This window comes from Streptomyces sp. BRA346, assembly GCF_052851135.1.
In genome coordinates this window covers 400,951-419,037 of sequence record NZ_JAIWIH010000006.1, presented here as the reverse complement: position 1 = coordinate 419,037, position 18,087 = coordinate 400,951, and the positions used below count along the sequence as shown (strand labels likewise).

Genomic DNA, 18,087 nt, shown 5'->3' with positions numbered 1-18,087 from the left:
CTCCTGTTCTGCGTCGAGAGAGCGGGCCGTGGGATCCTGGACGACCCGCTCCATGGCGTAGTTGCCGCCGATCCAGACTAGGTTGCCGCCGTATCGAGGATTCTCAGATTACGGAATCGCGATCGTCCAGCGATAGAGCATGGCGACTCTTGATCATTCTGCGACCGACATTGCCCGGCAGTCCAATTGGAGTTGACCATAGCGTCGGATGGCCGAAGGGGAGGCCAGGCGGGGCCAGTTACGCCCGGCCTCCCCTGCTCAGGGGGCCGACCGGACGTCAGAGGCGGCCCGCGCCCGCGTCCTTGCCCACGACGCCCGGCACCGCACCCGGCGCGTCGACGCGCGTGCGCAAGCTGGGGGTCCAGCCCGCGTCGCCGCCCAGCTGCTCGTCGGGGACGCCCGCGTTGTGGAGGGCGAGGAGGTCGGCCGCCTTGCCACCGAGGTGGTTGTTCTTCGCGGTCAGCGACGTGCCCTTCCACTTCTTGATGATCGTCGCGGGGTCGACGGATGCGGGCACCGTGAAGGCGTTGGCTTCGGCGTAGAGCTGGGACTCGACGCCGACGCCCCAGCTGTACGCGTAGCCGCTGCGGGGCGCCACGAAGTGGTTGTTGTACGCGTCGACCTTGCCGAACCGCACCCGCGGCGCGCGCTCCACGATGTTCTTGAAGAGGTTGTGATGGAGCGTGACGCGCAGCTTGCCGCGGTCCGTGGCGCCCGCGCTGTCGCTGTTGCCGATCATCAGCGTCTTGTCGTGGTCGGCGAACACGTTCCAGGAGGCGGTGACGAGGTCGGCGCCGCGCACCACGTCCAGTTCCCCGTCGTGCTGCTGGTAGAGGCGGCCGAAATAGCTGGGCTGGGCGCTGTCGGGGCGGCGGCCGTCGGTGAACGTGTTGTGGTCGACCCAGACGTGGGTGGAGCCGTACACCACCAGGTTGTCGTACTCGGAGTTCCAGTTGCCGTCGTCGCCGTCGGTGGGGTCCCAGGCGGGGAAGCAGTCGAAGGCGTCCTCGAAGGTGACGTTGCGGACGATGACGTTGTCCACGCCCCGGATCTGGAGGCCGGCCCCCAGCAGCCTGGCGTTCCGGCCGACGCCGAGGATGGTGGTGTTGGAGCCCACCTTCAGTTCGACGCGCTCGTACTGCCGGGCGGCGGACGCGGCGCGGGCGTCCTCCTGGGGGCCGGACGGCGCGGCCTTGCCCCAGGTGGCGGGGTCGTACGCCGCCAGGTACGCGTCCAGGGAGTAGCCGTCGGTCGCGTAGTCGGCGCAGGAGAGCGGCTTTCCGGCGTCGTCGGTGTTGGCGTCGATCGTTCCCTTGACGCGGATCAGCCTCGGGGTCGCGTCGCCGTCGCCGAGGGCCTTCACCAGCTCGGCCCGGTTGGTGACCGTGAAGGTGTGCGCCGTGTCGGCCTTGGCGCCGCCGGTCGTGCCGCCGTCGGCGGCGGCCCAGCCGTCACCGGCCGGGAGGGCGCCCCGGGCGCCTCCGGTCTCCTGGGCGGCGGCCGACGGGCCCTGGGCCACGCCGAGGGCGAGTACGGCGCAGCCGAGCACGGCGGCCACGCGGGCATGACGTCTGAACATGACGGCTCCTGAGAACAGAAGAAGGGGGGCGGTGAGCGGGGACTACCAGGTGATCCAGCTGTCCGGGATCGCGGCGTTCAGCCGCCGCAGGTCGCGCGGCCGCAGCACCCGCCGGGCCGCCAGCTCGCGCGCGACGAGCCGGGCCACCTCGATCGCGCCGTGCGGCTGGAAGTGGGTGTTGTCCCGGCGCCCGGCCGGGTAGTTGGGCGACTCCCCCGGCTCCAGCCAGTTGAAGTAGCCCTGGGTGGCCTCGGGCCCGAGGCGCTGCCACAGCGCGATGCTGGACGCCTGGACGTCCAGGAGCGGCACCCGCTCGGCGCGGGCGAGGCGGCGTACGGCGTCGGGGTACGCGCCGTGCGTGGGCCGGGCGGTGCCCGCCGCGTCGAACGTGCGGCGCTCCACGGAGGTCAGCAGCACGGGGCGCGCGCCGCGCTCGCGCGCGCCGTCGAGGTAGAGCCGCAGATACTGCGGATACGTGGTCCCCGGATCGGTGCCGCGCACCGGGTCCTCGATCTTCTCGTCGTTGTGGCCGAACTGGACGAGGAGGAGGTCGCCGGGGCGGAGGGCGGCCAGGATGGGGGCGAGCCGCCCCTCGTCGTAGAAGCTCTTGGAACTGCGGCCGTTGACGGCGTGGTTGGCGACCGTGAAGCGGTCGTCGGCCAGGAAGAACGGCAGGGCCATGCCCCAGCCGGTCTCGGGCGCGGCGGTGGGCTGCTTGGCCGCGGCGGTGGAGTCGCCCACGAGGTGGACGGTGGTGCGGCGGCGGGCTGTCGCGGCGGTTGCCGTGCCGGGGGCGGCGAGGGCGAGGGGCAGCGCGGCGAGGGACGCGACCGCGTGTCTTCGGGTCAGGGACATGGCGGAGCGAAAGCCTTCCGTAAGGGGCGTACGGGGCGGCCACCGGTGCGGTGCGGCCGCCCCGTACGCCGGATCGGGAGCCCTACTGGTTCTTCTTCCATTCGGCCTGGGCCTTGTTCAGCTCGTCCGCGACCTTGTCGCAGAAGGCCTTGGCGGTCATCTGGCCGAGCAGCACCTTCTGGAAGCTCGGCTCGTTTTCGGCCTTGCTGATGTTGTTCCAGTCCGGGAGGTAGTACGGCAGCTGGACGACCTTCGTCTGCGGGTCGTTCAGCGACTCCAGCGCGGCCTTGGTCGGCGGGGCCTTGGCTATCCAGGCGTCGTCGGCGGCGCCGACGTTGGCCGGGATCGCGCCGACGTCCTCGTTCCAGAGGCTGTTCATCTCCGGCGAGGCCGCGAACTCCATGAACTTCCAGGCGGCGGCCTTGTTCTTGCTCGCCTTGAAGAGGCCGAGGCCGTCGACCGGGTTGGAGACGATCGTGCGGGCCGCCCCCTTCTTGGACGGCGGCAGCGGTATGCCCGCGATCTTGTCCTTGCCGAGCTGCTTCACGTGGTCGACGTAACTGCCGAGGTTGTGCTGGAGCATGCCGATGTCGCCCTGGTCGAACTGGGCGACCATCTTGGCGAAGTCGTTGTTCAGGTCGGCGGAGGGGGTGACCTTCTTGAAGAGGGCGACGTACTTCTCCAGCGCCTCGACGTTCTTCGGGTCGTTGAGCGTCGTCTTGTCGCCGTCCCAGAAGGAGGAGATCCCCGACTGGGCGTACATCATGTCCAGCGCCTGGGCGATCGAGCCCGCGCCGCCGCGCAGGGTGAAGCCGAACGCGTTCTTGCCCTTGTCGGTCAGCTCGTCCGCGGCCTTGTAGAACGCGTCCCAGGTCGTGGGGGCGGGCAGCTGCGCCGACGTGAACAGGTCGGTGCGGTACCAGAGGGTGCCCTGGTTGGCCGAGGTCGGGACGGAGAACAGCTCCTTCTCGTCACCGCCCGCCGCGCGGACGCTGTCCACCATGTTCTTGATCAGCTTGCCCTTGAGGGGGCTGTCCTCGATCCGGTCGGTGACCGGGTCCAGGGCGCCCTGGGCGGCGAGGTTCGCCAGGTACGCGGTGCCGACGCCGCCGACGTCGGGGAGGCTGTCGCCGCCGCTCTGGATGGCGGTGTCGTACTTCGACTGCACGTTCGTGATCGGGATCGGAACGTACGTGACCTTGATGTCGGGGTTCTTGGCCTCGAACTTGGCGATGATCTTCTTCCAGACCTTCGTCCGGGGACCGCCGTTGTTGTCCCAGAACGTGATGGTGCCCTTGCCCGACCCCTCCTCCCCCGTCGACGACCCGTCGTCGCCGCAGGCGGTGGCGGTGAACGCGAGGCTCAGGACGGCGGCGACGGCCGCGGCGGTGCGGGTGGCTCTTGCTCTGCTCATGAAGCGCATCTCCTGGTGTGGTGGTGAGGTGCCCAGCCGTCCGTCCCGGCGAGGTAGTCGGCGACCTCGTGGCCCGCGGCGTCGGCCTCGTTCATCTGCGGCCGCGTCGCGGCGGGGTCCTCCGGCCCCGCCGCGCCCGGTCCGGTGTTGCGGTACTCGGTGAAGCGGGCCTCCTGCCACGGGAATCCGCTCATGTCCGTCCAGGGGGCGGACTTGACCGCGGCGGGGAGGTACGTGTCGCGGATGAGCACCTGCGCGACCGCGTCCGGCTCCCCGCCGGGGTGCCACGGGCGCCCGAGGTGGAAGGTCTGATCGGGCGCGTCGCTGACGATGCGGCTGCGGGTGATCAGGAAGCCGTAGGGGTTGTCCTTCCAGGTGCTCGCGGCGGTGATGTAGCCGTTGTTGGTGTCGCTGCCGCGGGTGAGTGCCGTGATGGTGGAGCGCTCGATGACGGCCTGGACGGTACGGAAGTCGCCGGTGCCGTCGGCGGCGACGTGCAGTGTTCTTGTTGCGCTTGCTGCTGCGCTTGCTGCTGCGCTTGCGCTGGGCGCGCCACCGAGCACCACGAGCAGGCTGGCGCCCACCGGCCCCAGCGCGGTCGCGGCCGTGCCGCGTGGCCGCCGGGGGCCCGTTCCCCAGGGGCGCGGCCCCGCGGGGAACGGAGGTGAGCTCGTGCGAACCGGTGAAGCGGGCGCGCCCGAACCGCGGGCCGGTGGCCGCCGGGGTAAGCGCCATCGTGGCCGGGGTGCGTGGCCCATCGCGGGCCGGGTTGTGCCCACCCGTTCCGCCCAGGGGGCACCTCCCAGCGGTAGCTGGGGGAGGAACGCCTGCCCACAACCCGGGCAACATGCTGCGGCCCGGGCGGGGGCCAGGGGCGCAGCCCCGGCGGGGGCCGGGGCGGAGCTTCCGGGGTCGGGGAGGGGCGGGGTGGGGGACATCTCCATCACTCCTGGCCGGGCGTCGCGTGGAAGTTTCGGAAGTCGCCGTGACCCGCGGCGCCCCCGCCCGGTGGGGCCGTGGCGAATACGGCCAGGAGGGCGCCCACCCAGCGCCACGGCGTGGCGGCGAAGACCGGGCCCGAGGGGCGGAAGCCGTCGCCCGTATCGGCGGAGAAGCGGCAGCGGGCCCCCGCGGTGACCTCGATGCGGAGGCGGGCCCGGGCGGCGGGGGCCGGGCGGGGGTGTTCCGCGTCGCGTTCGCGCTCGGTGGTGACGCCGGCGAAGCGGTGGACCAGGCGGACGCCGTCCGCCGCCCGCTCCAGGCCGATCCAGCCGAACGCGTCGCCCAGCACCGCCAGCCCCGCCTTGGCACCCACGGCCTCGCTGTGCAGCGCCAGGTCGACGGTCGCGGTGAAGGACTCGGCGGGGAGGCGTTGCACCAAGACGTTCGGCAACCCCCGCAGGTCGTCCGCCGCGTCATGGCGGTGGCAGGTGAGCCAGAGGCCGGGGCCGTCGTGGGCGGTCGTCCAAACCGCCGCCGGGTTGGCGGTCCAGGACCACTGGGGGCCGTACCGGCCGTCGGGGAAGGTGTCGTCCACGGCCGGGGCACACGGCTCGGCGGCGGGCCCCTTCGGCTTGCGGTACCAGGCCACCGGCTCACCGCCGTCACCGACCACCGGCCAGCCCGCGTCGTCCCAGTCCACCGGCTGGAGGTGCACCACGCGCCCGTATGCACCCCGCTGCTGGAAGTGCAGGAACCAGTCCTCACCGGACGGGGTGGAGACCCAGGCGCCCTGGTGCGGGCCGTTGACGTCGGTGCGGCCCTGGGCGAGGATCGTCCGTTCCTCGTACGGGCCGAAGAAGTCCCGCGAGCGGAAGGCGCCCTGCCAGCCGGTTTCGACGCCGCCGGCCGGGGCGAGGATCCAGAACCAGCCGTCGCGCCGGTGGAGCTTGGGGCCTTCGAGGGTGAACCACCCGGGGATGGCGTCCCCGTCCACGATGACGCGGCCCTCGTCGAGGAGTTCCCGCCCGTCGGGGCTCATGCGGTGGCCGGTGAGCCGGTTGTTGACGCCGGAGCGGGACTTGGCCCAGGCGTGGACGAGGTAGGCGTTGCCGTGTTCGTCCCACAGCGGGCAGGGGTCGATGAGGCCCTTGCCGGGCTTGATCAGGTGCGGCGGGCTCCACGGCCCCTGCGGATCGCGGGCGTTGATCTGGTGGACACCCGTGTCAGGGTCGCCCCAGAAGATCCAGAAGCGGCCGTCGTGGTGGCGGATGCTGGGCGCCCAGACGCCGCAGTCGTGGCGCGGGAGGGCGAAGGCGTCGGCGGGTTCGAGCCGGGCCACCGCATGGCCCAGGATGCGCCAGTTGACGAGGTCCCGGGAGTGCAGGATGGGCAGTCCGGGGGCGCGTCCGAAGCTGGAGGCGGTGAGGTAGTAGTCGTCGCCGACGCGGACGACGTCGGGGTCGGACCAGTCGGCGTTGAGGATGGGATTGCGGTACGTACCGTCGCCGAGGTCAGCCCGCCACAGCGGCCCGCTCATACGGCGGCCCCCTTGTCCGACAGCTGCCCCGCGATCCGCGCCGCCTCGTCCCGCTCCAGGCAGCCGTCCGCGACCGCGGTGACGATGCGCCGGGTCACGGTGTCGGCCGGGGCGATGGTCAGCGGCTGTTCGCGGGTGGCGAGGGCCGAGCCGACGCCGGGGTGGTCACCGGTGCGGACGTGCCAGGGGGCGGACCGGGTGTCGCCGGTGGCCCCGGCGAAGACCAGCGTCCAGTCCTCGGCGGCCAGCGCCACCCAGTCCGCGGGCCGCCCGTGCACGGCGGCCTCACCCTCGTCGCCGCCCGCGCTGAAGACCCGCGGCGGCTGCGGACGGCGCGGCGCGCTCCAGAAGAAGCCGCCGCCGGACGCCGAAACGTCCTGCCCGGTGACATTGGTGAGGGCCGTGGTGAAGTCCAGCGCCCAGCACCCCGCCGACAGCGGCCGCACGGCGACCGTGCGCCGTTCCAGCAGCAGTTGCCGTCCGCCCGCGGTCCAGGACAGCTCCTCCACGAATCCGTCCGGGTCGCGCAGCAGCCAGCCCAGGTGGCGCTGGCTGCCGTAGGTGGTGACGGGGCTCGGACCGCCCCCGAAGTTCCGCCCCGAGACGTCCGGTACGGCCATGGACACGCCCAGCTGGGCGGCGGGCTGGCCCCCGGTCCGCAGGTCGGTGACGGTGATGCCGCCGAGGGTCCGTACCGGGTGCAGATACGGGCGGGGGGCGAGCGTCCCGGCGAGCTGCGGCCGGTGGACGTACGTACCGACGGGCCGGTTCTCGTGGCGCAGCACGGTGCAGGGGGGACGGTTGGTGAAGGTGGGGTTCATGGGTGCGGGACCTCCGCGGGGGGTGCGGCCCAGGGGGCGCGCAGTTCGGAGTACAGAGCGAGGCGCTCGGCCCCGGCGGTGACCAGCTGGTCGATGCCGGTGACGACGCGCCGCTTCGCGCCCGCCGACGCGCCCGCCGCACCGGGTTCGGTGCGCCAGGCGTCGGGGGGCAGCGGGACCGGTGCGGGGGCGGTGCGGACCGCCTCGATGACGCGCATGAACGCGCCGGTGCGGTCCGGTGGGACGAGCAGTTCGGTGCCGTCGCGCACGTGGGCGGCCAGGTCCTCCAGCAGGTCGGTGCGCGCGTAGTGGGTGGTCTCGGGGGGCGCTCCCGCGCGCTCGACCCGGACCCGGTCCTGCTTGTACCAGAAGGTGATGCGGCCCCGGTCGCCGTGGACGACGACGTACGGCTCGCCGGGCTCCTCCGCGCACAGGGTGACGGCGGCGGTGATCGTGGTGCCCCAGCAGGTCCGGATGCGCACGCAGGAGGTGTCGTCGGCCTCGATGTCGTTGGCCCGGTACAGCTCCAGTTCCAGGGCGGTGACGTCCTCGGCGCGGTCGGCGCCGTCGATGCGCAGGGCGGTGGCCACGGCGTGGGCGAGGGGGTTGGTGAGGACGCCGTCGATGACGTCGCGGCCGCCCAGGGTGCGGTGCCCGGCCCAGGGGGCGCGGGTGTAGTACGCCTCGTCGCGCGACCACGCCCCGGCGGCGCCTATGCCCCGTACGGACCCGATGGCGCCGTCGGCGATGAGCTTCCGGATGGCGGGCAGGGCGTGGGAGCCGAGGGACTGGAAGCCGATCTGGCAGGCGGCCTCGTGGTCCGCGAGCCCGTCCCTGAGCCGGGTGAACTCGGCGTACGAGGGCGTGGGCGGCTTCTCCAGCAGCAGGTGCGCACCCTGCGCGGCGGCGGTGAGGGCGAGGTCGGCATGGGTGTGGATCGGGGTGCAGATGACGGCGATCCGAGCGCCGGTACGGGCCACCAGGTCGCCGAGGTCGCCGGACTGCTCGGGCTCGGACCCGGACCCGGGCTCGCCGAATCCGCCGCCCAGCTCTCCGGCGTCGAGCGGCCGGAGTTCGCACACCCCGGCGAGCCGCACCAGCCCCTTCCCCACCAGCCGCCGGATGTTCTCCAGGTGCCAGCGGCCGTGTCCCCGCGCGCCCGCGAGGACGACGGGCAGGGGCGTGTATCCCTGCGTCGTGCGCATGGTCGGACCTCCTTGTCCGCGAAACAGTGGCCGGGTCGGTCGGTCAGCCCTTGACGGCGCCGGCGCTGAAGCCGGTGATCAGCCACTTCTGGATGAAGGCGAAGACGATGACGACCGGCACCGCCGCGATCACCCCGCCCGCCGCCAGCGCCCCCAGGTCGACGCTGTCGGCGCCGATGAGGGTGTTGAGGCCGACCGGGATGGTCTGCATGTCCTGCGAGCTGAGGAACATCAGCGCGAACAGGAAGTGGTTCCAGCTGTGCACGAAGGCGAAGGAGCCGACCGCGATCAGCCCCGGACGCAGCAGCGGCAGCACCACCGCGCCGAAGGCCCGCAGCCGCCCGCAGCCGTCGACCCAGGCCTGTTCCTCCAGGGAGACCGGCACGTTCTTGATGAAGCCGCTGATGAGGATGATGGACAGGGGCAGTTGGAAGACGGTCTCCGCGATGATCACGCTCCCCAGCGAGTTGATCATCTGGAGGTTCTTGAAGATCTCGAAGAGCGGTACGAGCATCAGCGCGCCCGGGATGAACTGCGAGGCGAGCAGGGCCAGCATGAAGCCCTTCTTGACGCGGAAGTCGAAGCGGGCGAGCGCGTAGCCGCCCGCGAGCGCGACCACGGTCGTCATCAGCAGCGACGCGACGCCGACGATCATGCTGTTCTGGAAGAAGGTCCCGAAGGCGCGCTCGTTCCAGACCTTCGCGAAGTGCTCCCCGGTGACCGGCCACGGCACCAGCGAGGTGGAACCCGCGGGGCGGAGCGCGAAGAGCAGCATCCAGTAGAAGGGGACGAGGGTGAACAGCAGGTACAGGCCCAGCGGCGCGTAGATCTGCCAGCGCGGTACGCCGTCGTCGACCGAGCGTCCGCGCCGCTTGCCGGGGGCGGCGGGCGGGACGGGGGCTGCGGGGGCGGACAGGGCCGGGCCGCGGTCCTGCTCCGCGAGTGCGGCTCTCACTTGGTGTCGCCTCCGAACTTGCTCAGGCGCAGATAGAGGATCGAGCAGAAGAGGAGGATCACGAAGGCGACGGTGGTCAGCGCGGAGGCGTAGCCGAAGTCGTGGCCGTTGATCCCGGTGTTGGCGACGTACAGCGGCAGCGTGGTGGTCTGCCCGGCCGGACCGCCGCCGGTGAGGGTGTAGAGCAGGTCGACGTTGTTGAACTCCCACACCCCGCGCAGCAGCGTCGACAGCACGATGGCGTCCTTCAGGTGCGGCAGCGTGATGTGGAAGAACTGCCGGGCCCGCCCGGCGCCGTCGACCGAGGCCGCCTCGTACAGGTCCTTGGGGATGGACTGGAGGTCGGCGAGGATGAGGATGGCGAAGAAGGGGACGCCGCGCCAGAGTTCGGCGAGGACGGCGGCCCAGAAGACCGTGCCGGTGTCGGAGAGCACGGAGGTGCCGTACGTGCCGATCCCGGCGTCCGCGAGATAGCGGCTGATGCCGGTCGACGGGTTGTAGAGCAGCATCCAGATGGTGGTGGTCAGCACCCCGGAGACGGCCCAGGGCGAGAAGACCAGGGCGCGGGCGATGCCGCGTCCGATGAAGGTCTGGTTGACCAGCAGGGCGAGCGCGACGCCGAGCACGAGCTGGAGCAGCACCTCGGTGACGACCCACTTGCCGCTGAAGGTCAGCGCGTCCCAGAACTGCGGGTCGTCGGTGAAGATGCGGGTGAAGTTCTCGAAGCCCGCGTAGCCGTTCCGCCAGGGCTTGGTGACGTTGTAGTTCTGAAGGCTGTAGTAGAGGACGCTGAGCATCGGATAGGCGATGAAGCCCAGCATCAGCAGCCCGGCGGGGGCGATCAGCAGGTACGGGAGGCGGCGTGGTGCCGCTCCCGTACGTTTCGCCACGGCGTTGGCCATGACTGCTTCTCCGTTCTCACGGTAAGCGCTTACTCGAAGGAGGAAGCGCTTTCCGTACGTCGTTCGGGATACCGGTCAAAAAATTTTTCGCTCAGCCCGCGTACGGTTCCGGCACCGCGCCCTCCCGGGCCAGGAAGCGGAAGTCGCAGCCGGTGTCGGCCTGGGTCATCTGCTCCTGGTAGAGCGCCCCGTAGCCGCGCTCGTAGCGGGGCGGCGGGGCCGTCCAGTCGGCCCGGCGCCGCTCCAGCTCGGCGTCGTCCACCTCCAGCCGCAGCACCCGCGCCGCCACGTCGAGCGTGATCAGGTCGCCGTCGCGGACGAGGGCGAGCGGTCCGCCGACGTACGACTCGGGCGCGATGTGCAGCGCGCAGGCGCCGTAACTGGTGCCGCTCATCCGGGCGTCGGAGATCCGCACCATGTCCCGAACCCCCTTCTTCAGCAGGTGGTCGGGGATGGGCAGCATCCCGTACTCGGGCATGCCGGGCCCGCCGAGCGGACCGGCGTTGCGCAGCACCAGCACGGTGTCCTCGGTGATGCCGAGGCCGGGGTCGTCGATGGTGGCCTGCATCGTCTTGTAGTCGTCGAAGACGACGGCGGGCCCGGTGTGCTTCAGCAGGTGCTGATCGGCGGCGATGTGCTTGATGACCGCGCCGTCCGGGCACAGGTTGCCGCGCAGTACCGCCACCCCGCCCTCCCCGGCGAGGGGGTTGTCGCGCGGCCGGATGACGTCCGGGTTGTGCACGAGGGCGCCGTCGAGCTGTTCGCGCAGGGTGGCGTGGGCGGCGGTGGGGCGGTCCAGGTGCAGCGTGTCCGTCAGCCGGGAGAGAAAGCCCGGCAGTCCCCCGGCGAAGTGGAAGTCCTCCATCAGGTACCGGCCGCCGGGCCGCAGGTTGGCGAGGACGGGCACCGTACGGGCGGTCCGGTCGAAGTCGTCCAGGGTGAGCCGCACCCCCGAGCGCCCGGCCATGGCGATCAGGTGGATGACGGCGTTGGTGGAGCCGCCGAGCGCGAGCACGGTGGTGACGGCGTCCTCGTACGCGTCCCGGGTGAGGATCTCCGAGAGCCGCAGGTCCTGCCACACCAGCTCGACGATGCGCATCCCGGAGGCCGCGGCCATCCGCTCGTGCCCGGAGTCGACGGCCGGGATGGACGAGGCGCCCGGCAGGGTCACGCCCAGCGCCTCGGCGGCGGCCGTCAGCGTGGAGGCGGTGCCCATGGTCATGCAGTGGCCGGGCGAGCGGGCGATGCCGCGCTCCAGTTCGGCGATCTCGCAGTCGCCGATGAGCCCGGCCCGCTTGTCGTCCCAGTACTTCCACATGTCGGTGCCCGAGCCCAGCACCTCGTTGCGCCAGTGCCCCGGCAGCATCGGCCCCGCGGGCACGAAGACGGTCGGCAGATCGGCGGTGGCGGCGCCCATGAGCAGCGCCGGGGTGGACTTGTCGCAGCCGCCCAGCAGCACGGCGCCGTCCACCGGGTACGAGCGGAGCAGTTCCTCGGCCTCCATGGACAGCAGATTCCGGTACAGCATCGGCGTCGGCTTCTGGAAGGTCTCGGAGAGGGTGGAGACCGGGAATTCGAGGGGGAAGCCGCCCGCCTGCCAGACCCCGCGCTTGACCGCCTGGGCGCGGTCGCGCAGGTGGACGTGGCAGGGGTTGATGTCGCTCCAGGTGTTGAGGATCGCGATGACGGGCTTGCCGAGGTGTTCCTCGGGCAGATAGCCGAGCTGGCGGGTGCGGGCCCGGTGGCTGAAGGTGCGTAACCCCTCGGTGCCGTACCACTGGTGGCTGCGCAGCTCCTCCGGTCTTCTGCGCGGGCGGCTCATAGCGCCCACCCCTGTATGAGGGCCGCGACCTCCGCGCGCTGCGGCTCCGGCAGCAGTCGGCTGGGCGGGCGGACGTCGCGGCGGCACAGGTCGAGCGCGGCGAGTGCCTCCTTCACCACGGTCACGTTGTTGGCCGACTGCCGGGCGGCCCGCAGATCCTCGAACGGCCGGATCTGCTCCCACACCTTCATCGCGGCCGCGTAGTCCCCGGCGCGCAGCGCGCCCAGCATGTCGAGCGAGACCTTCGGGGCGACGTTCACCAGTCCGGAGGTGAAGCCGGTGGCGCCGACGGCCCAGTACGAGGGCGCGTACAGCTCGGCGAGCCCGGCCACCCAGACGAACCGGTCGAGGCCCGCGTCCCGCGCGAAGGCCGCGAAGCGGGCCGCGTCGGGGACCGCGTACTTCACGCCGATCACGTTCGGGCACGCCTCGCCGAGGCCCGCGAGCGCCGCGCCCTCGATCAACGGGTTGCGCAGATACGGCACCACGCCCAGCTCCGGAACCGCCTCCGCGATCTCGCGGTGGTAGTCGACCCAGCCGTCCTGCGACACGTACGGGTGCACCGGCTGGTGCACCATCACCATCTGCGCCCCGGCCTCCCGGGCGTGCCGCGCGGCGTCCACCGCGGTCGCCACGTCCTGCCCGACGCCCACCAGCACGGCGGCCCGGCCGCCCGCCTCCTCGACGCTCAGCTCGGTGCACAGCCGGCGCTCCTCGAGGGTGAGGGCGTAGAACTCCCCCGTGTTGCCGTTGGGGGTGACGGCCCGTACGCCGCCGTCGAGAAGCCGGCGCAGCAGGGCGCGGTAGGTGGTCCGGTCGACGGCGCCCGTGGCGTCGTACGGGGTCACCGGGATCGCCACGACGTCCGCGAGCGCGGTTCTCAGCGGTGTGAAGTCCATACGGGCCTCTCTGGTTCGTGTTCGGGCTAGTTCGTGTTCGCGTTGGTCTGCGCGGTGCTGTCCGCGGTGGTGTCCGGGTCGGTGTCCGGATCGGTGTCCGGGTCGGTGTCCGGGTCGGGAAAGGCCCGCTGGACGAAGGAGGAGATGTGGTGGTGCAGCGCGCGGGCGGCCCCGTCGGCGTCCCCGTCGTGCGCGCGGGCCAGGATCTCGCGGTGCTCCCGCGCCTCCCGCTCCCACGACGGCACCGCCTGCCAGGCGACGGCGGACACCAGCGCCGCCTGGTCGCGCAGCTCGTCGAGCATCCGGGTCAGCAGCGGGTTGCCGCAGGGGAGGTAGAGCGAGCGGTGGAAGTCCCGGTTGGCCAGCGACCGGTCGGCGGGGTCGGCCGCCGCGTCCGACCGCTCCAGCGCGGCCCCCGCCGCCGCCAGGCTCGCCCGCGCGGTGACGGTCCGCCGCAGCGCCTCGGGCTCCAGCAGCAGCCGTACGTCGTATACGGCCCGCGCCATCGCGGTGTCGACGGTCCGGACGGTCGCGCCCTTGTACTCGCTCATCACCACGAGGCCCCGGCCCGCCAGGGTCTTCAGCGCCTCCCGCACCGGCGTCTTCGACACCCCGAACTGCGCGGCCAGCTCGGTCTCGACCAGCGGCTGCCCCGGCCGCAGCCGTCCCGTGAGGATGGCGTGCTTGACCGCTTCCAGCACGTACTGGGTACGGGAGGGAATCGGGCTGGGGGCGATGTCCATGGGGGGCTCTCAGATCTCACGTATCGCGTCTCATATATGACGTACGAAGTACGACGCGATGAAGTTAGGGCGGCCCCACGGATTCGTCAACGGTCCTGACGAAACTTCAACTTTCGATGCCGGTAACGTCGTCGGGGTGCTAATGGGCTCCCCGACGACGCGGCTGATCCTCCTCCGCGGCAACTCCGCCTCCGGCAAGTCCTCCGTCGCGCGCGAGCTGCGCGCCCGCTACGGGCGGGGGCTCGCGCTGGTCGGCCAGGACACGCTGCGGCGGGAGGTGCTGCGGGAGCGGGACGTCCCGGACGGCGCGAACATCGGCCTCATCGACACGGTCGCGCGTTACGCCCTCGACCACGGCTACCACGTGGTGGTCGAGGGCATCCTGTACGCGGCCCACTACGGCGCGATGCTCGACGCCCTGCGCGAGGACCACCGGGGCCGCACCCATGCGTACTACCTCGACGTGCCGTTCGCCGAGACGGTGCGCCGCCACGCCACGAAGCCGCAGGCGGCCGAGTACGGCGAGGCGGAGCTGCGCGCCTGGTACCGCCCGCTGGACCTGCTGCCGGGCGGCGCCGAAACCGTGATCCCTGCGACGAGCGGGCTCGATGAGACGGTGGAGCGGGTGCTGCGCGAATCCGGGCTGATACGACGAGGTCCCCGCGAGCGCGGCTGAGACGCGCGCTCGCGGGGACCTGAGCATTCGGGACCCGGTGTCAGGGACCCGGGTGGATGAAGCCCCACCAGCCGTCGGGGGCGGGCTGGCAGTACCCGCCGTTCGACGGGGCGTGCGTGATGTACTCGATGACGCCCGCGTTGCACTCCGCCTCCGTCGGGTACCACGACAGGCACCGGAACTGAGGCCCGGCGTGCGGCGGCGGCGCTTGGGGCGGGCAGGACTTCGGCGTGACGCCGGTCTGGGACACCGCCGCCTGGGCCGGGCCCGACGCCGCCGTGGCGGTCGGGGCCGAGATGATCGCTCCGCCCAGCCCGGCCGCGAGCACCGCGGCGGTGGCGACGAGACGTTGGATGCGCATGCGTGCTCCCTCGCTTCTGTGCGTCGGACGAACTTCCGTCCGTCCGCACCGCCCATGGCACCGGGCGGGCGTGGTAGCCGCGTGGTACGCGCGTGGCACCCGCGCCGGGCTACGACAGCGTGTCCGCGACCACGGAGGCCGCCTCCGCGATCAGCTTGTCGTCGTGCACGTCGTCCTTCTCGCCGCGGTTGGTCAGGACCGCCATGACGATGGGCGCGGCGTCCGGGCGCCACACCACGGCGATGTCGTTGCGGGCGCCGTAGAAGAAGCCGCTTCCGGTCTTGTCGCCGACCACCCAGCCCCCCGGCACCCCGGCCCTGATGAGGGCGTCCCCCGTGGTGTTGGTCTTCAGCCACGTCGTGAGCTGGGCGCGTTCGGGCTTGCGCAGGACGTCGCCGAGGGCGAAGGCGCGCAGGTCCTTGGCGAGCGCGCGCGGCGTGGTGGTGTCCCGCGTGTCACCCGGAACCCACTTGCTCAGCTCGGGCTCGATGCGCTCCATCCGGGTGACGTCGTCCCCGACCCTCCTGACCTCGCGTTCGAGCGCCTTGGGCCCGCCGATCGCGTCGAACAGCAGGTTGGCGGCGGTGTTGTCGCTGTAGCGGACGGCGGCGTCGCACAGCTCGCGCAGGGTCATTCCGGTGTCGACGTGCTTCTCGGTGATGGGCGAGTTGTCGACCAGGTCGTCACGGGAGTACGTGATCCGCTTGCTCATTCCGCTCAGGGAGTACTTGCGCAGCACGGCTCCGGCGGCGAGCGCCTTGAACGTGGAGTGGAAGCCGAAGCGCTCACCGTCCCGGTAGGCCACCTGGCGTCCGGTGCCGGTGTCGACGGCGTAGAGGCCGAGCCGTGCGTCGTACTCGCGCTCCAGGGCCTTGAGTTCGCCGGTGTACGGCTTGGCGTCCGCGATCGACGTCGCCGTGGCGGCGGGCGCGGAGTTGTCCTGGCCGCAGGCCACGACCGGAACGAGAAGCAGCGCGGCGAGCGCACCGAGGGCGGTGCGGCGGGCACGGGTGTAGCGCATGGGTTCGATCTCCAAGAATCATCGCTGGCCGGTGAGTTGGGAACACCTTCGCCATCGGCCACTCATGCGGTCCAATACGCTCACGCGCCACTTCATGCGGATTCGGCATGACGCAGACCTGGCATAGGGTTGCGAGCTGTGGATCTCGTGGGGGCATGCCGTGCGTTCGTCAGCGTGAGCGAGCACGGCAGTTTCACCGTCGGCGCGTCCGCTGCCCGGATGTCCCAGTCGGTGGCCAGCCGTCGCGTCGCCGCCCTGGAGGAACGCTTCGGTGAGCCGCTGTTCGAGCGGACGTCGCGGCGGGCCGTGCTCACTCCGTTCGGCCGCGACATGCTGCCGACGGCCCGGCAGCTCGTCCAGGCGGCTGATGTGCTGCTGCACGAGGCCGAAGCCGTCAAGCGCAAGCCGTGGCGGCTCGCCGTGCCCGGCATCTGCACCACGGCCGGTCTCGCGCGGCTCGTCGCCGAGGCGCGGGGGCTCGGCGTCACCCTGGACCTCCGCGTCGCGGCACCGGCACGGCGGCGGGAGCTCCTCCACGCCGAGCAGGTACGGGCGGCCCTGCTCGCCGTGCCGCCGGACGATGCGGCGTGGCGCGTACCGCTCGGGCTCGCCGGGGCCGTGGATCCCGGCGTGAAGCGCGTCTACCTGGAGACGCTGCGCGTCGGACGCGCCTCCTCCGGCCCGGCCCGGCGCGTCTGGATCCAGCCGGAGGACGACGTACCGCACATTCGCGACCCGCTGACCCGGCTGCGCGACGCGGTCGGCCTGCGGCCCGCCCAGCTCGTCGCCGCGCTCGACCTGACCACGGCCGTGGCGGAGGTCTTCGGTACGCACGACGTCCTGCTGTGCTCCCCCGCGCAGGCCGCCGAACTCGGCCTGAACTGGCGGCCCGTCGGCGAACTGCCCCTCGGCCGGGGGTACGCCCTCGCCACCGCGGAAGGCAGCCCCCAGCACATCGAAGCGCGCCTGGGCGGGGCCATGGCCCGTTGCCTGGGTGCCGGAAGCTCCGGAACGGAATCTGGTTGGTGAACACCGAAGCCCTGCTCCACGACCTGCGGCGGCAGCTGCACGACGGCGGCCTGCGCGGCTGCTTCCTCGTACGGGACCTGCACACGGGAGACGAACTGGGCATCGACCCCGACACCCAGCTCCCGTCGGCCTCCCTGGTCAAGGTCCCGCTGGCACTGGCGACGGTGGAACGCATCCGGCGGGGCGAGCTGGACGGCGCGACGATGCTCGACGTACACCCCGGCCGGATCACCACACCCGGCCCCACCGGGCTGAGCCGCTTCCGCCACCCGGCGCGGGTCGCGGTCGACGACCTGCTGTACCTGAGCACCTGCCTGAGCGACGGAACGGCCGCCGACGCGCTGTTCGCCCTCACCCCGCCCGCTCTGGTCGCCGACCTGCTCAACGAGTTCGGTCTGCGGGACATCACCGTCCGCCACACCATGGACGAGCTGTCCGACACCCCCGTGGAACGCTTCGACGCCGCCCAGGTCGATCTGGCCCACGCCCTCGCCATCGGCGCCGGAACGGGCGGCCGCGGCCACCGGGTCCCGCAACTCGACACCACCCGCGCCAACACGGGCAGCGCGCGGTCGTACGTCGACCTGCTCCAGGCGCTGTGGACCCCGTCGAAGATCCACCCCGAGGTGGCGGAGCGGGTACGGACGCTCATGGCCCACAACGTCCTCCGTCACCGCCTCACGCCGGACTTCAGCTCGGACGCCACGAAATGGTCGTCCAAGACCGGCACCCTGCTGAACCTCCGCCACGAGGTGGGCGTGGTCGAGCACGCCGACGGCCAGACCTTCGCCGTGGCGGCCCTGACGGAATCCGAGGTCCCGGCCGCGGTCCAGCCGGGCGCGGAGGCGTTGATGTCCCAGGTGGCCCGGACGCTACGGGACCATGTGCGTCAGCTCTGACGGGGTGCGCTTCATGGGGGTGCCACTAACGGTTTCACGGGCGGGTGCGGCAGCGTGGCCGGGTTGTGCCCACCCGTCCCTCCCCCAGCTACCGCTGGGAGGTGCCCCCCTCCGCGGAACGATTGCCCACAACCTGGCCTCTCCGACGCCCAAGGGCGGGTGCCCACCCAGCCCTTCCGGACGCGCCCCAGCTCCTCCGCCGTTTGAGGCCCCTCCGGGCGCACCCCAACCCCTCCGGGCGGAGCCCCAGCCCCTCCGGGCGCGTCTCGGCCCCTCCGGGCACAACCAGCCCCTCCGGCGTTTGAGGAGCGGGGGCCGGGGCAGAGCCCCCAACCGGTCTCCGGGGCGGAGATGCCCCACCACCCAGCCCCTCCGGCGATTGAGGAGCGGGGGCCGGGGCAGAGCCCCGGTTCGGGAAGGGGCGGGG

The 18,087-nt window shown here is 72.1% G+C and carries 16 protein-coding genes and 1 pseudogene; 3 read left to right on the top strand and 14 right to left on the bottom strand.

Annotation, left to right across the window (positions count from 1 at the left end; genetic code table 11):
• Window positions 1–277: 277 nt before the first annotated feature.
• From LCH29_RS11705 to LCH29_RS11650, 12 genes and pseudogenes are all read right to left on the bottom strand, one after another.
• The gene (locus tag LCH29_RS11705) at window positions 278–1,579 is read right to left on the bottom strand and encodes a pectate lyase family protein (RefSeq protein WP_446461623.1); all 1,302 of its coding nucleotides are present in this window, start codon (window positions 1,577–1,579) and stop codon (window positions 278–280) included.
• Between the two features lie 42 nt (window positions 1,580–1,621).
• Complete coding sequence (locus tag LCH29_RS11700) at window positions 1,622–2,434, bottom strand: rhamnogalacturonan acetylesterase (RefSeq protein ID WP_446461622.1); 813 nt, start codon at window positions 2,432–2,434, stop codon at window positions 1,622–1,624.
• A gap of 82 nt (window positions 2,435–2,516) precedes the next feature.
• Window positions 2,517–3,848 carry an ABC transporter substrate-binding protein gene (locus LCH29_RS11695; RefSeq protein ID WP_446461621.1) on the bottom strand — a complete coding sequence of 444 codons (1,332 nt, stop codon included), beginning with the start codon at window positions 3,846–3,848 and terminating at the stop codon, window positions 2,517–2,519.
• Window positions 3,845–4,333 (bottom strand): annotated as a pseudogene (locus LCH29_RS11690) (pectinesterase family protein); the annotation flags it as partial. The pseudogene LCH29_RS11690 and the gene LCH29_RS11695, both read right to left, overlap by 4 nt.
• 458 nt (window positions 4,334–4,791) lie before the next feature.
• Window positions 4,792–6,327, bottom strand: a complete 1,536-nt coding sequence (locus tag LCH29_RS11685; protein WP_446461620.1) for a family 43 glycosylhydrolase — start codon at window positions 6,325–6,327, stop codon at window positions 4,792–4,794.
• Window positions 6,324–7,148 carry a DUF6807 domain-containing protein gene (locus LCH29_RS11680; protein ID WP_446461619.1) on the bottom strand — a complete coding sequence of 275 codons (825 nt, stop codon included), beginning with the start codon at window positions 7,146–7,148 and terminating at the stop codon, window positions 6,324–6,326. Before LCH29_RS11680 ends, LCH29_RS11685 begins: the two co-directional genes overlap by 4 nt.
• On the bottom strand, window positions 7,145–8,353 hold the full coding sequence (locus tag LCH29_RS11675) for a Gfo/Idh/MocA family protein (RefSeq protein WP_446461618.1): 1,209 nt from the start codon (window positions 8,351–8,353) through the stop codon (window positions 7,145–7,147). The genes LCH29_RS11680 and LCH29_RS11675 overlap by 4 nt, the downstream gene beginning before the upstream one ends.
• Before the next feature lie 43 nt (window positions 8,354–8,396).
• The gene (locus tag LCH29_RS11670) at window positions 8,397–9,308 is read right to left on the bottom strand and encodes a carbohydrate ABC transporter permease (protein WP_446461617.1); all 912 of its coding nucleotides are present in this window, start codon (window positions 9,306–9,308) and stop codon (window positions 8,397–8,399) included.
• Window positions 9,305–10,210 carry a carbohydrate ABC transporter permease gene (locus LCH29_RS11665; RefSeq protein WP_446461616.1) on the bottom strand — a complete coding sequence of 302 codons (906 nt, stop codon included), beginning with the start codon at window positions 10,208–10,210 and terminating at the stop codon, window positions 9,305–9,307. The genes LCH29_RS11670 and LCH29_RS11665 overlap by 4 nt, the downstream gene beginning before the upstream one ends.
• A gap of 91 nt (window positions 10,211–10,301) precedes the next feature.
• The gene (araD, locus tag LCH29_RS11660; protein ID WP_446461615.1) at window positions 10,302–12,032 is read right to left on the bottom strand and encodes an L-arabinonate dehydratase; all 1,731 of its coding nucleotides are present in this window, start codon (window positions 12,030–12,032) and stop codon (window positions 10,302–10,304) included.
• The gene (locus LCH29_RS11655) at window positions 12,029–12,931 is read right to left on the bottom strand and encodes a dihydrodipicolinate synthase family protein (RefSeq protein ID WP_446461614.1); all 903 of its coding nucleotides are present in this window, start codon (window positions 12,929–12,931) and stop codon (window positions 12,029–12,031) included. Before LCH29_RS11655 ends, araD begins: the two co-directional genes overlap by 4 nt.
• A 26-nt stretch (window positions 12,932–12,957) precedes the next feature.
• Window positions 12,958–13,674, bottom strand: coding sequence for a GntR family transcriptional regulator (locus LCH29_RS11650; protein WP_446461613.1), 717 nt, complete (start codon window positions 13,672–13,674; stop codon window positions 12,958–12,960).
• Between the two features lie 142 nt (window positions 13,675–13,816).
• On the opposite strand from LCH29_RS11650, the gene LCH29_RS11645 reads away from it, so the two are divergent.
• Window positions 13,817–14,350: a kinase gene (locus LCH29_RS11645; protein WP_446461713.1), complete on the top strand. Its 534-nt coding sequence runs from the start codon at window positions 13,817–13,819 to the stop codon at window positions 14,348–14,350.
• A gap of 40 nt (window positions 14,351–14,390) precedes the next feature.
• On the opposite strand, the gene LCH29_RS11640 is transcribed toward LCH29_RS11645, so the two are convergent.
• Both LCH29_RS11640 and bla read right to left on the bottom strand, forming a co-directional pair.
• On the bottom strand, window positions 14,391–14,711 hold the full coding sequence (locus LCH29_RS11640) for a hypothetical protein (protein WP_446461612.1): 321 nt from the start codon (window positions 14,709–14,711) through the stop codon (window positions 14,391–14,393).
• A 109-nt stretch (window positions 14,712–14,820) separates the two neighbouring features.
• A complete protein-coding gene (gene bla, locus LCH29_RS11635; RefSeq protein WP_446461611.1) occupies window positions 14,821–15,732 on the bottom strand; it encodes a class A beta-lactamase in 912 nt (303 codons plus the stop codon).
• Between the two features lie 138 nt (window positions 15,733–15,870).
• Here bla and LCH29_RS11630 point away from each other — a divergent pair, with 138 nt between their 5' ends.
• The gene (locus LCH29_RS11630; RefSeq protein WP_446461610.1) at window positions 15,871–16,761 is read left to right on the top strand and encodes a LysR family transcriptional regulator; all 891 of its coding nucleotides are present in this window, start codon (window positions 15,871–15,873) and stop codon (window positions 16,759–16,761) included.
• Entirely contained in the window at window positions 16,758–17,660 is a 903-nt protein-coding gene (locus LCH29_RS11625) for a serine hydrolase (protein ID WP_446461609.1), read from the top strand. Before LCH29_RS11630 ends, LCH29_RS11625 begins: the two co-directional genes overlap by 4 nt.
• Window positions 17,661–18,087 lie beyond the last annotated feature (427 nt).

Bases quoted from the DNA above. Each gene is read 5' to 3' on its own strand.
- LCH29_RS11675 (WP_446461618.1), bottom strand. From the start codon at position 8,353: ATGCGCACGACGCAGGGATACACGCCCCTGCCCGTCGTCCTCGCGGGC.
- LCH29_RS11700 (WP_446461622.1), bottom strand. From the start codon at position 2,434: ATGTCCCTGACCCGAAGACACGCGGTCGCGTCCCTCGCCGCGCTGCCC.
- LCH29_RS11685 (WP_446461620.1), bottom strand. From the start codon at position 6,327: ATGAGCGGGCCGCTGTGGCGGGCTGACCTCGGCGACGGTACGTACCGC.
- LCH29_RS11705 (WP_446461623.1), bottom strand. From the start codon at position 1,579: ATGTTCAGACGTCATGCCCGCGTGGCCGCCGTGCTCGGCTGCGCCGTA.
- LCH29_RS11665 (WP_446461616.1), bottom strand. From the start codon at position 10,210: ATGGCCAACGCCGTGGCGAAACGTACGGGAGCGGCACCACGCCGCCTC.
- LCH29_RS11645 (WP_446461713.1), top strand. From the start codon at position 13,817: ATGGGCTCCCCGACGACGCGGCTGATCCTCCTCCGCGGCAACTCCGCC.
- LCH29_RS11655 (WP_446461614.1), bottom strand. From the start codon at position 12,931: ATGGACTTCACACCGCTGAGAACCGCGCTCGCGGACGTCGTGGCGATC.
- araD (WP_446461615.1), bottom strand. From the start codon at position 12,032: ATGAGCCGCCCGCGCAGAAGACCGGAGGAGCTGCGCAGCCACCAGTGG.
- LCH29_RS11640 (WP_446461612.1), bottom strand. From the start codon at position 14,711: ATGCGCATCCAACGTCTCGTCGCCACCGCCGCGGTGCTCGCGGCCGGG.
- LCH29_RS11680 (WP_446461619.1), bottom strand. From the start codon at position 7,148: ATGAACCCCACCTTCACCAACCGTCCCCCCTGCACCGTGCTGCGCCAC.
- bla (WP_446461611.1), bottom strand. From the start codon at position 15,732: ATGCGCTACACCCGTGCCCGCCGCACCGCCCTCGGTGCGCTCGCCGCG.
- LCH29_RS11650 (WP_446461613.1), bottom strand. From the start codon at position 13,674: ATGGACATCGCCCCCAGCCCGATTCCCTCCCGTACCCAGTACGTGCTG.
- LCH29_RS11695 (WP_446461621.1), bottom strand. From the start codon at position 3,848: ATGAGCAGAGCAAGAGCCACCCGCACCGCCGCGGCCGTCGCCGCCGTC.